This window comes from Williamsia muralis (assembly GCF_002735905.1).
GTDB lineage: Bacteria > Actinomycetota > Actinomycetes > Mycobacteriales > Mycobacteriaceae > Williamsia > Williamsia muralis_A.
In genome coordinates this window covers 677,586-690,673 of the sequence record NZ_PEBD01000008.1, presented here as the reverse complement: position 1 = coordinate 690,673, position 13,088 = coordinate 677,586, and the positions used below count along the sequence as shown (strand labels likewise).

Annotated in this window: 10 protein-coding genes; all 10 read right to left on the bottom strand. The window is 64.3% G+C overall.

Going from position 1 to position 13,088, the window contains the following annotated elements:
• Positions 1–14: 14 nt before the first annotated feature.
• Positions 15–1,010: an LLM class F420-dependent oxidoreductase gene (locus CSW57_RS12335; protein ID WP_023954845.1), complete on the bottom strand. Its 996-nt coding sequence runs from the start codon at positions 1,008–1,010 to the stop codon at positions 15–17.
• A 125-nt stretch (positions 1,011–1,135) separates the two neighbouring features.
• Complete coding sequence (locus tag CSW57_RS12330) at positions 1,136–2,113, bottom strand: cutinase family protein (RefSeq protein WP_099383005.1); 978 nt, start codon at positions 2,111–2,113, stop codon at positions 1,136–1,138.
• Between the two features lie 34 nt (positions 2,114–2,147).
• Positions 2,148–2,672, bottom strand: coding sequence for a DUF732 domain-containing protein (locus CSW57_RS12325; RefSeq protein WP_143696530.1), 525 nt, complete (start codon positions 2,670–2,672; stop codon positions 2,148–2,150).
• A 162-nt stretch (positions 2,673–2,834) separates the two neighbouring features.
• Positions 2,835–4,709 (bottom strand): alpha/beta hydrolase-fold protein, encoded by a 1,875-nt coding sequence (locus CSW57_RS12320; protein WP_099383003.1) that lies wholly within the window; start codon positions 4,707–4,709, stop codon positions 2,835–2,837.
• A gap of 199 nt (positions 4,710–4,908) precedes the next feature.
• A complete protein-coding gene (locus tag CSW57_RS12315; protein ID WP_223249213.1) occupies positions 4,909–5,853 on the bottom strand; it encodes an alpha/beta hydrolase in 945 nt (314 codons plus the stop codon).
• Between the two features lie 424 nt (positions 5,854–6,277).
• Positions 6,278–8,314: a flagellar motor control protein ZomB gene (gene zomB / locus CSW57_RS12310; protein ID WP_099383001.1), complete on the bottom strand. Its 2,037-nt coding sequence runs from the start codon at positions 8,312–8,314 to the stop codon at positions 6,278–6,280.
• On the bottom strand, positions 8,301–9,227 hold the full coding sequence (locus CSW57_RS12305) for a decaprenyl-phosphate phosphoribosyltransferase (RefSeq protein ID WP_099383000.1): 927 nt from the start codon (positions 9,225–9,227) through the stop codon (positions 8,301–8,303). Before CSW57_RS12305 ends, zomB begins: the two co-directional genes overlap by 14 nt.
• Positions 9,224–9,772: a phosphatase PAP2 family protein gene (locus tag CSW57_RS12300; RefSeq protein WP_099382999.1), complete on the bottom strand. Its 549-nt coding sequence runs from the start codon at positions 9,770–9,772 to the stop codon at positions 9,224–9,226. Before CSW57_RS12300 ends, CSW57_RS12305 begins: the two co-directional genes overlap by 4 nt.
• A 25-nt stretch (positions 9,773–9,797) precedes the next feature.
• Positions 9,798–11,732, bottom strand: coding sequence for a glycosyltransferase (locus CSW57_RS12295; RefSeq protein ID WP_099382998.1), 1,935 nt, complete (start codon positions 11,730–11,732; stop codon positions 9,798–9,800).
• Complete coding sequence (gene glf / locus CSW57_RS12290; protein ID WP_099382997.1) at positions 11,729–13,003, bottom strand: UDP-galactopyranose mutase; 1,275 nt, start codon at positions 13,001–13,003, stop codon at positions 11,729–11,731. Before glf ends, CSW57_RS12295 begins: the two co-directional genes overlap by 4 nt.
• Between the last annotated feature and the right edge of the window lie 85 nt (positions 13,004–13,088).

Below are 13,088 nucleotides of genomic sequence, written 5' to 3'. Positions count from 1 at the left end.
GACCACGAATGTGGCTACTCGCCCTTGAGTATCGGAATGATCGGTGCGAAGGCATCCATCTGCGTCGGGAACACCCCGACATACGACATGGACGTTCGCCTGCGAACCTCGCGGATCTGGTCGGCGATCTGCTCGAACGACCCGAAAGCAAGGTACGGCGAGGCCAGGATGTCGTCCACCGACAACTTGACGTCCATGGCGATGTTCGGCGGATAGCCCTGGTCGAGTGCGGCCAGTGCCATCTCCGCGGTCGCCTCGCGATCATCGGTGATCACGATCGTGGCGATCGTCCAGTTGAGTTCGATCTCGTCGAACCTGTCACCGGCCGCCTGCCGGATCCGGTCCACACGCTCGATGGTCTTCTCCATCGTCATGTCGGACAACCTCAGCCGGCCGTCGGGCGTGGTGCCCGTCGCGACCGAGATGATGTCGGCGTGCTTGGCGGCAAGCGCCAGCATCTTCGGGCCACCGCCGCCGACGGCGATCGGAGGCCGGGGACCCTGCCGCGGTCGGGGACTGCCCACCAAACCCTTGATGTTGTAGAACTCACCCGAGAAGTTGACCTCCTCACCGCGAAGGAGTCCGTCCAAGATGGTCAGCGACTCATCGAGCCTGCGGATCCGGACGCCGGGCGATTCGAACTCGATACCCGCCTTGTCGAATTCTTCTTTCATCCAGCCCGCGCCGATCCCCAGCTCCAGGCGGCCCTTGGACAGCACGTCGATGGTGGTGGCCTCTTTGGCCAGCAGGGCCGGATGCCGGTAACCGTTGGCCAGCACCGACGTGGCCAGCCGGATCCGGTCGGTGGCCTGGCTGAGTGCACCGAGGGCCGCGAGCGGCCCCACCTGGTTGCCCAGATGGTCGGGCACGGCGAACGTGTCGAACCCGTACTCCTCGGCGGTCTGCGCGAGTTTGACGAACTTACGCGCCCCACCCTCGTCACGGTTGCCCTCGCCACCCGCTCCGAACCGGAACTTACGGGGGCCCGGTGCGGCCTCGGCTGAAGTCATCGCAAGTCTCCTGGTTGTCGAACATGCCCGGTGGTCGTCGCCCATGCCTTACGGGCCCGGCTCGGCAGTAGACGATACTTCCGCACCTGATCAGCGCAAAATGCGCTCGATCCGGTCCGGCGGGCTCATTCGTGCTTGGGGAAAGGCGCCTTGTCGATCACGTCACGTGCCCAGCCCGTCATCCACTCCGTGGCCGGCTCACCGTCGTCATTCCAGTACCGAGTGGTGTTGTACATCGCGTGTACCGGGTTGTTGATGGCACCCATCAACTTGCTGATGCCCTCGATCGGGTTCGCGATGGTGGGTGCATCACAGATCAGATCGCCTGGCGCACAGAGGGAGTACGTGCGGTCGGTGAGCTCGCCGAATCCGCCGGGGCGTGGCCCGGTCAGGTCGATCCCGGGAATCGGGAGGATGTCGAGAGCGATTTCCGCACCGACGCCGGGAGGGTTGGGACCCACCGTCTCCACCTGATTCGGCTGACGGCGACCGTCGGCGATCAGTCCGACGCCCACCACGAGATCGGCAGCGACCGGCCCCCGACCGTTACCGATCTCACCCGCGATGTCACCTGCGATGACCGCTCCTTGCGAGAAGCCCATCAGGACGAAGCTCGTGAGCGGACACTTCTGATTGACCTCGGTGATCTTGGCGCGGGCCTTGCTGGTGCCCTCGGCCCGTGAAGTGTTGTAGTCGATCTGGCGGTCGGTCAGCACGGTCGGATTCCGGAACTGTGCCACATACGGCACCGTGTAGACGTCGGCCCGCGAGCTGTCGAACTCCTCTGCGAGCGGCCCGGACACCTTGAGCATCAACGAGTTCGGGTTCGCAGTCGGATTGTAGGGGTCGTCATTCGATGCCGACTCCCACGTACCGGGCACCACGATCACCTGGACGTCCGGGCAATCGGCGGGCTGCGCGGTGGGTCGCGGTGCAGCCGACGACGGCGGCGACGATGAAGGTCCACCCGGTTGCCCCGGGTCGGGCCGAAGCAGGTTGATGATCAGGATGATCACCAGGATCACCGCGATGACGCTGAGGATCCCCAGGCCGAGGACCACGAACAGCAACGTGCGTCCCCGACTTCGTTTCTTACGTGTCATGTCGGCCGCTTTGTGGTTGTCATGTCGGCGACCGTCAGCAGTACTTGGCTTCGGCGGCCTTGATCACCTTGTCGGCGTTGGCCTGTGCCTTGGCCTCGTCGGTGGTGCCCGAGCCCACGAGAGGTACCACGATCACCTTGATGTCGGCCGGGCTGGCACCCTGCTCCTTGCCCTGGCAGACCGCCGAAGCTGCACTGAGCGCGATGGCGTTGTCGGGGTCGTTGGGGAACTCGACGCCCTGCTTCTTCAGTTCTGCGAGGTAGTCCTCGGTCTTGTCGTTCTCGTCGACGCCTTCGGGCACATTCGCCGAGGGCGGACCCGTCTCGGGAAGACCCTCGGTGTCGTCGGGCTGTCCGTCGCTGCTCGCCTCGGTCGACGTGGCCGTCGAGGCGCCCGACGACGGCGCAGCGCTGCTGGTGGCGCTCGTCGTACTACTGGTGGTGCTCACCGAATCAGTCGGCGCCGACGCGGTCGAATCGTCGCCGCAACCGGTGGCGAGCGCTGCGGTGATGAGCAGCGCGGCACCCGCGGTCACAACCCGAATGATGTTGCCTGTCATGTCACTTCCTTGTGTCTTCTCGCCGGACGGCACGGCGGGGTCCGGTGAGCCGGCGGACCGAAAACACTCCGCCAGGCCGACCCGGACACCCCGCGCTGCGAGCCGGGATTCGCGCTCTGCGCCCTGAATACCTCCGCAAGGCTACAGAAGGCACCTGAGGAATCACTTGGCGGTGACGACCCCGTTCACGACCTCGATGGCGCCGCGTTCGAAGTTCACCCGGTAGCCGCCGGTGATGTTCATCTGATCGCTGACCGGATAGCCGAACTTGCCGTTCTCGAATCCGGCCTTGCCCCATGCGTCGTAGATGGGTCCGAGAGGGATGGCGAATGCACCCTTGGCCGGCGTCCAGTAGATGTTGCCACCGTCGAATGCGTTGAACCGTCCGCCGTCGCGCAATCCGATCTCGTTGGTCTTCGGGAATCCGAGCCAGCCGCCCTCGAAGTCGAGCGTGGCGTACTTGTCCATGATCTTGCCCTGGACCGAGTGGGCACCGTTTGCCGGAGTCCAGTAGTAGCCGCCGATCTGGAACGCCTGCACCCGACCCTTCTTGTTGGGTGTGTCGATCTCGTCCCCGGTCGGGTACTTCAGCGGCCCACGTTCGTAACCGGCCTTGCCCCAGTCGGCCAGGATCGCCCCACCGACGGCGTGCGCGCCGGTCTTCGCGGTCCAGTAGATGTTGCCGTTCTGGAAGCGGTTGAAGCGCCCGATCCGGTCCGGTGTCGCGAGCTCGTCGCTGGTCGGGAACCCGAGCCACCCGCCCGGGCCTCCGGCAGCCACGTACGCGCCGCCGATTCCGCCACCGACGACCTTGGCGCCGGTCTTCGCCGACCAGATGATCCGTCCGTTGCGGAAGTCCTGCGCGCGTCCACCCGGCACGTCGTATTCGGGGGTCAGGCACTCTTCGAGTGCCTTCTTGTTGGCCTTGTAGACGGGCGCGATGGCGCCGCCGGTTGAGCACGCCGGCCTGTCGACCCCTAGGCCGAGTGCACCTGCTGCCTGCGGCCACGCCTGCTGCATCTCGAACTGCCAGTACGGCCACGTGTGGGTTCCGGACGCGCGGTAGACCGCCTGGGCCGGGACGCCGAGCTGGTTCAGCTTGCTGGCGAATTGCTGCGATGTGACACGCGACAGCACCTCGAGGCCCACACCCGCGTAGTTCGTCGCGAGGTACGGGATGGTCGACGGGGTGTCGTACTGACCGACCATGCCGTTACCGGACGAGACGTACAGGCTCACGCCCTTGAGCTTGTCGGCCAGGAGGTACGGGTCGTGTTCCTTCCACGCCGGGTTGGTCGGCGGTCCGAACATCTTGCTCGAGTCGTATCCACCGGCGTCGTTCATCGCGAACTGCACCGCTTGCGGCATCCCGAAGGAGCTGAGCTGCAAGATGCCCGAGAACGATGCGGCGAACTTGAAGAAGCCCGGGTTGCGGCCCGCGAGCATCATCGCGGCGCTGCCACCCATCGACAGTCCCTCGACCCCCCGCACGTCCGTGGAGCGCCACTGGCTCTCCAGCAACGGTGGGAGTTCCTTCGTCAGGAACGTCTCCCACTGGTAGTTCTTGCCGTTGTCCGGCTCGGCCCAGTCGGTGTAGAAGCTCGACTCGCCACCGACGGGCAGGACGACGTTGACGTTCTTGTCCTTGTAGAAGTCCTCGATGTTGGTGTTGAGGACCCAGCCGTTCTGATCTTCCTGGGCCCGGAGTCCGTCGAGCATGTACATCTGCGGGAACTTGTTCGCCGGACGGTAGTTCCAGTCACGGGCGAGCAGCAGCTGAACCTGGATGTTGGTGCCCATCGCGGGTGAGTACACCCACATCGCCACACGGCGATCGGAGTACCAGAACGTGTTGGTGATCTTGACGCCTGGGACCGGCGCCGGCGCCTGGAGAGCGGGAGCCTGCACAGCAGGTGCCACCGGACTCTGCGGTGCTGGGGCGGCGACCGCAACGGTCGAGGACATACCCAGCACTGTGCACACGGATACCGCGCCGGCCATCAGTCCCAGTGCGCCGCGCACAAATCTCTGCCGCATGTACCTCTACTCCTCAAGTCACCGTCACCACTGTGGTCTTGCTCTGCTGCCCTTTGTCACCGGACGAGGTCCGGATCAAGGCAGAGCCGCAGACAAAAACAGAACGTCCTACGTGTTTCTTACACGTAGGACGTTCTGTTTTGAGGTTGCCACACCTGTGACAGGTGTGAATTTTGTGACTAGAGGGATGTCACCACGATTATCCGCGGAACCAGCCCTGCTGGAGTGCTCGCCACATCATGTCCTGCCAGTAGCCCCACTTGTGGGTGCCGGTGACCGGGTAGTCGGTGGTGAGGTTGACGCGGTTCACGAAAGCCTGGACCTCGAACGCGCGGGTCTGGGCGAGCGAGAGCACCTCGAGCGGCACTCCCTGCACGATGCTGACCGCGTTCTCGTTCTGGTTGTAGCCGCCCGGGATACCGCTACCCGACGCGACGCGGACCTTCAGGTCGTGCATCTTGGTGATCTGCACAAACGGGTCGTTGTCGTACCAGCGGGTGCTCCACGGGGGGCCCCACATGCTGTCCGCGTTCCACGGTCCGCCGTTGGCATCGAGCAGCGCGACGCGGATGGCCGACTTCATGCCCGGCGCCGACAGGTTCAGGTAGCCCGACATCGAGAAGGCGTGCGAATAGTTCTGCTTGTTGTTGGCGCCGATCACCAGGGCCGCGTTACCACCCATGGAGATGCCGGCGATGGCGTACTTGCCGCCGGGGCCAACGCGGAGGCCGCGTGCGTCCATCCCCTTGACCAGGGTGTTGGTGATGACGCAGTTCCACATGTACTTGTACGGCTGGCCGTTGAAGTTGCTCGGCGCGTTCCAGTCGCTGTAGAAGCTGGCGGGTCCGCCGACGGGCATGACCACGTTGACGCCACTGTTGACCATGTTCTGCACATTGGTCTCGTGCTCCCAGCCGCTGACGTCATAAGTGGCGCGCAGGCCGTCGAGCAGCACAACCGTCTTGTAGTTGCCGGGCTTGGACCAGGATCGGACCTTCACGGACGGCATCCCGCAGCCGTCGACGTTCCATTGCTGGAATCCGTTACCGGTGCCCCAGGCGTTGGCTGTGCCGGTGCCGGCAACAACCCCGACTCCGGCAATGGTCGCCAGTGCGGCAAAAGCAGCGATGAGGCGTCTGCCCATCCCCACTCGCCTCGACGGTGTGCTTACGCGCATCGAATACAACTCTCTCTCTGTCCAGCAGCGGGGCCTTGTCTGGTTCCATCTCGAACCACGGCCACGAGGGTCTTGAAATCGGCACCAAAATTTTCAGGTGCCACACAGCTTGGCGGTCATCTGGCGATGCCGTCCTGCAACCGAACGGAGCCTATTAGATGCATCCCCTGCTGACAAACCCTGTGACCGGATCCACTCCAGCCGGGGTTGGCCACTTGACCAGGCCAAATCCGTGCTCTCCCTAACTATCGGACGTGCGAAACGCCGCGTTACACATTCGAGACCTTGGCTTTTACGGTTTCGCGGGCTCAGTGAGCTCCCGTGCCGATCGGCCTCGATTTCTCAGGGAAATCTCAGAATAATGTGGGCGATTGCACAGCATGTGGGATTGCTACCGGGGATAGAGAGGCGGCGGTATGGGTAATTTGCACCGCTGCAGTTCGTACTCGGGGATCCGGTCGATCCGGTAAGAGGTGAAACCGGCTGCCTGACGCAGGTTGTGCTTGAAGCGGGCGAACGACCAAGGCTGGGAGTACGAGGCGATGAGATCCTGGGTGGGCTTGCACGTGAGCGCCACCTTCGCCTGTTGCACGTCGTCTGCATCGAGATTCGCCGGCAACACCGGATACCTCGACCACGCGCCGGACTCGGCGATCACCCATTCGTCCTCGAGGTCTTTGTCGTGTCCGATGCGGCCGTCGGGAAGCCGGTCCGTGTGCGCAGCGATCGGGTACGACAGCCCCATCGGGTCGGTCACCCGCACGTCGAGTGGCGCGTTCATGCTCGTCATGCCGAGGTTCAGGTAGAAGACGGTGAGCTGTTTGGGGACTCCGGGCGGTGGCGGGACAGGTAGCGGATCGAAGTACCACTCGTCGTAGTTCGGCGACGCCAGCAACACTCCGCCGGTGTCGCTGTGCTCGGCGATCTCCTCGACCATCGCTCGGATCCGTGGATAGTTGAGGTAGTCGGCAGCCGTGACGGGGTGCTCCACCCCGATGTTCTGTATATAGAAGCGCCGTTCGTCGACAATGCCCTGCCGGCCTATCTCGGTTCCGTTCTTCATCCCTGCCACGTGCGAGGTGGAGATCGCCCAGACCACGGTGGTGATCCACAGCCCGGCCATCACCACCGTGCCGACCCAACCGGCGAGGTGATCACGCCCGACGCCCGCGGGCAGCGCGATCGGGATCACCATCACCGGGAGCATCAGTAAGAAGAGCGGGACCAGCAGCACTCGGGCGTGCATGAAGTCGCCGCCCTGGCGTACCCAATAGAAACTCTCCAGCAATCCGCACACGAGGATCAGCGCCACCACGGCCGACGGACTCTGCAGTCGGCGACTCCAGGCGCCAACACGCTCGCGCCAGCCGATCTGTGCCGTGTTCTTCGCCAGTTCGACTCTGCCCGAACGTGATCCGGAATCCAACACCCGGACCCGATGGGCCTGCAGGTACCAGGCGAGACCGGCCGCGACCACTGCGACCACCAGCGGGAGCAGCAATACATAAGGACTGAACATGTTGCCCAGGTACTTGAGACCCTGTTCGTACTTCGAGCCGGAGGCGTCCTTGGCCACGGCCGTGTTGGGAACAAGAAGGCCGTAGTAACCCATCCGGAAGATCTGGTAACCGACCGGAACCACCGCCGCTGCGGCGGCAAATGCGAAGCGCATCCGCCACGTCATCGGCGCGCACACCACGAGCAGTAACGCGAGTCCGCCGACGAGGGCGAGTTCGGGACGGATCAGCGGGGCCAGGCCCGCGTTGAAACCCAGCAACAGGGTGGTGACCACTTGCTTGCGTCCCAGACGGCCACCGAGCCCCGGCACATCGAGGTTTCGTTGACTCCAGGCGACCAGCTGACACCACAGCACCGCTGCCCAGAAGATGCAGAGGGAGACCTCGAGGCCGCTGGTGGCGAAGTCACGCGCAGGCGGAAGCGTGATGTAGACGAGCGCTCCGAGAGGCAGCAGCAACACCCAGCCTGGGTTGACCGGACCGGTGCCCTTACGGATGCGATAGAGCCGTCCGGTGCCGTACATGGCGATAGGAACGGCCGATATGGAGAGGACCAGGGCTATCCACAACACGACGTACTCGGTCTGGGCGTCGGTGATCCAGCTCCAGAACCAGATCAGGTACGTCCACACCGTCGACGTGTTGGCCTCGACGCGCTCCCCCTCGTTGAAGACGGGTCCATTGCCGGCCAACAGGTTCCGGACGGTGCGCAAGACGATGAGACCGTCGTCGGCGATCCACCGGCGCTGCCACGCGCCGTAACCGAAGATCGCGCCCACCACGACAGCGCTGATCCATAGTGAGATGGTGGCCGGATCGACGCTGCGGCCGAGCACGCGTGGTTCAGCTACCGGCCGATCCCCAACTGCTGGCCGGTGTTCAGCTGATGGCCGCCGTTCAGCTGATGGCATAGACCGCGACACCCACGCATACTATCCACGCGATTGCCAGCAGCTGGAGAACACGATCGCCGAGCGCAATTTCTTCGGGTTCGCCCGCTTGACCACCGTCGACGTCCACTGCATATCGCAAGATGGCGATGGTGAAAGGCACCATGGACAGCGCGTACCAGACGTTGTCGTCGTGGCCGCCGTCCGTGTCGAAGGCCCACATGCCGTAGCAGAGCACCACCGCGGTTGCGGACAATGTCCAGACGAAGCGGAGGTAGGTGGTGGTGTAGTACTCCAGGCTCTTGCGGATCTTCGCGCCGGTCCGTTCCGCGAGCTGCAGTTCGGCGTACCGCTTACCTGCCGCCATGAACAGCGAACCGAAGGTCATCACCAGCAGGAACCACTTGGACAGACCGTTGGGAAGGTCGGCGGCCACGCCACCCGCGACCGCACGGAGCAAGAAGCCCGACGAGACGATGCAGATGTCGATGACGGGTTCGTGTTTGAGGCCGAAGCAGTAGGCGAGCTGAATGGCCATGTAGATGCCGATGACCACCGCGAGCTGCCAGTTGGCCAGGAACGAGATCGCGATCGACGCGACACCGAGCACGATGGCGAGCGCGAACGCCAGCTTGACCGGGACCACCCCGGCCGCGATCGGACGGAAACGCTTGGTGGGGTGATTGCGGTCGGCCTCGACGTCCAGGGCGTCGTTGACGAGGTAGATGCACGAGGCAACCAGGCAGAACGCGACGAAGGCGATGGCGGTCCGGCCCAGGATGTCCGGTTCGTCGACTGCTCCGGCCGCCACCGGTGCAGCCAGGACCAGGACATTCTTGACCCATTGCCGCGGGCGGACAGCCTTCACCAGACCGGTCGCCAGATTCTTCGGCGGGCCGCGCACCACGTCGTGCTCGATCGGCTCCTCGCTCACAACATTCCTCGGCTCTCTGTTCTCGTCAGTCTTTCACCGGCACCGACCGCGGCGGCGCAAGCAGCACCGATCAACGCGCCCCCGACGACGTCGGTCGGGTAGTGCACGCCGAGCACCAACCGCGACAACAGCATGGGCGGAACCAGCGCGGCGGGCAGCGCGGCAGGAGGTAATCCGGCGGCGCGGCCGATGAGGATGGCCGCAGCAGTGGTCGATGTGGCGTGGCTGGATGGGAAGCTCAACTTGCTGGGGGTCCCGACCCCGATCCTCACGTCGGCATGATCGGGGCGCTTGCGCCTGACGATGCGTTTGAGCACCACCGAGGCGGCATGGGCACCGAAGGCTCCGACACCCGCGGCCACCCACAGGTTCCGACCACGTTCGTCACCGCGGATCTGCGCGATGGCGGCACCTGTGCCCGCGACCGCAAGCCAGCCCAGTGAGTGTTCTCCGAAATGCGACAGTGCACGAGCCGAAGCCACGGCACCCGGCTTGTCCACGAACACACTCTGTACGGCCACAAGGACTTTGGTTTCGCCACTCATCGGCGCGAACGCTGCGGGATATGTATCAGTCGATTCCGAAGACACGTTCCCAGCTCTCTTTGCTGACCAGGTCGGCCTGAGCGGATCGGTACGTCTCCCGCATCTCGGGGAACCGGGCCTTCAGCTCGCGAACCAGGGCAGCCGATTCCCTTGCCAGCGCTACCATCTTGTCGCGGTCACGCTGCCGATAGACCACTCCCCGGCCATCCGCGGTGGTGACCGTGACCCCGTCGACCCGGCCGAGACTGAACCAACGGGCCTGCAGCGGCGGATAGTTGGCCTGCGGCACCTCGTGATGGCGAGGATCGGCCGGGCGCAAATTGTTGACGATGCTCGCGCTCAGCGAACGGATCTTCGCCACCGGGTTGAGTGGGATGGTCATGCCGTACGCGGTGGCCTCACCGGTGGTCGGCGGCAGTTCGGTGGCCGAAGGCAGCACCACCGCATCGGGGTACTGCTTGCGCATCGCGGCGATCTTGGGCAACGCCGTGGGCAACAGGTCCCGAACGTGCTCGGGACCTGCGAGGAAGTCGCGGATCGCCTCGTTCTGGATGGCGACTGTCGAATACTCCAGGCAGAGCAGATGTTTGGCGGTTGCCTTCGCCATCGACTTCAGGATCCCGGCGGTGGACCCGTCGTGGTGGATGGCCGCGACGACCAGGCGGTTACGCAGATGGAAGTACGCCTGCCAGTCGATGGCGTCGTCCTTGTCGCTCCAGGCCATGTGCCAGATCGCGATGCCCGGGATGGTGGCGGTGGGATATCCCGCCTTGCCGGCGCGGAGGGCGAACTCCCAGTCGTCCCACTTGATGAACAGCGGCATGGGCAGGCCGACCTTCTCGGCGGCCTCCCGCGGGATCATGCACATCCACCACCCGTTGCCGTCCACATCGATGCGACGGTGCAGGTTCTTGGAGTGCCTGCGGTCGCGCAGGGGGTATTGCGCGAAGTCGTGGTCGTACTCGACGTAGGGCGCGCTGGTCCACATGAAGGTGTCGTGGTTGATCACCTCACCCATGCAGTGCAGATGGCTGCGGTCCTGCAGATTGAGCATCTGCCCACCGACGAGCATGGGCGACTTCGCGAATCGGGACATCGCCAGCGCACGCAGGATCGAGTCGGGCTCGATGCTGATGTCGTCGTCCATGTAGAGGATGTACGGACTGTCTGTCAGCTTGAGGGCCTCGTACATGATGCGCGAGTAACCGCCCGAGCCACCGAGATTTCCCTGCTTGAACATGTGGAGCCGGTCGCCCAATGCTGCTGCGGCCTCGGCGAATCCGGCCTCTTCAGTGACGAGTTTGGTCCCCTGGTCCGGCATCATCACCGCATCGATGACCTCGTCGACCAACGGGTCGGAGGTCAGTGCCCGCAGGGCATTGACCGCGTCGGTGGGGCGGTTGAAGGTGGGGATACCAACCGTGACGCGCTTGGTGTCCGGGCCGACGGGAGGATCGATGGGTGCGTACCAGCCGGCCGATATCACCTCGACGTCGGTGTCCGTGGTGACGTCGAACCAGATCCATCCGCCATCCTCGAACGGCTCGAGTCCCACCTCGAACTCGATGACGCCCTTGCCGTTCTCGTCGACGGGCACCAGGTTGCCGTCGACTGCGATCCGCGAACCGTCGACCTTGGAGCGATAGACGTCCACTCGGCACTTGCCGACGAGCTCGATCCGCAGCACCACCGACTTCAGGACAGTCCACCGACGCCAGTACGAGGCGGCAAAGGCGTTGAAGTAGGTCTCGAAGCTCACCTCGGTCTCGGCCCCGAGCACCACCGATGTGCGGCTGGGCGCGTGTGCCCGCCGGGCGTTGCTCGTGGCCTCCACCAGGTACAGCGAACGCACGTCGAGTGGCTCGCCTTGGCGCGGCAGGATGACGCGTTGCAGCAGGTTCTTGGCGACGTCGTACGTCTGCGGATTCTGTGATTGCTCGGCTGCAGTGGTGACTGTCAAGAGTTACGCCTCTCCGGTGGGGTCGAGCCGGCCTTGGTGGAGCCCGGCTCCGCCTCTGGCTGCGTCTCCGCCAGCGGCGCACCGGTTTCGAGATGCGGTGCCAACGTGTTCTCGTACATCGTCAGTGCGCTCGCGATGGCCATGTGCATGTCCAGGTACTGGTAGGTGCCGAGCCGGCCCCCGAACAGCACTTTGTTCGACGCGGTCTCGCGTTTGGCCCGGGAGCGGTAGGCGTTCAGCTTCTCGCGATCCTCGGGGGTGTTGATCGGATAGTAGGGCTCGTCGCCACTCTCGGCGAACCGGCTGAATTCCCGCATGATGACCGTCTTGTCGGCCGGGTACTCACGTTCGGGATGGAAGTGACGGAACTCGTGGATTCGCGTGTACGGCACGTCGGCATCGTTGTAGTTCATCACCGGGGTGCCCTGGTAGTCACCGGTCTCGAGGACCTCGGTCTCGAAATCGAGTGTGCGCCAGCCCAGCTCGCCATCGACGAAATCGAAGTATCGGTCCAGCGGGCCGGTGTACACCACAGGCGCGTCGGGGCTCTGGGCCCGCAGCTCATCGCGCACATCGAACCAGTCCGTGTTCAGCCGGACCTCGATGTTGTCGTCGGCGGCCATGTTCTCGAGCCACGCGGTGTATCCGTCGACCGGAAGTCCCTCGTAGGTGTCGTTGAAGTAGCGGTTGTCGAACGTGTACCGCACCGGCAACCGCGCGATGTTGGCCGCCGGCAGCTCGGTGGGATCGGTCTGCCACTGCTTTGCCGTGTAGTGCTTGACGAAGGCTTCGTAGAGCGGGCGGCCGATGAGGCTGATGGCCTTCTCTTCGAGGTTCGCGGCTTTCTCGGTCTCGATCTCGCTGGACTGCTCGGCGATCAGGGCTCGCGCCTCGTCCGGCGTGAAGTACCGCCCGAAGAATTGCGACACCAGGCCGAGACCCATCGGGAACTGGTAGGCCTGCCCCTGGTACATCGCGAAGACCCGGTGCTGATACCCGGTGAAGTCGGTGAACTTGTTGACGTAGTCCCACACCTTCTTGTTCGACGTGTGGAACAGGTGGGCACCGTATTTGTGGATCTCGATACCGGTGGTGGGCTCGGGCTCGGAGTACGCGTTGCCACCGATGTGCGAGCGGCGATCGAGAACCAGGACGCGTTTGCCCAGCTGGGTCGCGGCACGCTCGGCGATGGTCAGTCCGTAGAAGCCCGATCCGACGATGATGAGGTCGTAGCCTGAGCTGGTATCGGAACTGGAGCTGTCGGGGGTCACGGGTGTTCAGCGTAACGGACCGGCCCCGCAGCTCCGACCCGCCACGGGCCACGCACGGACAACAAAGCGGGTGTTCTGGGGAACA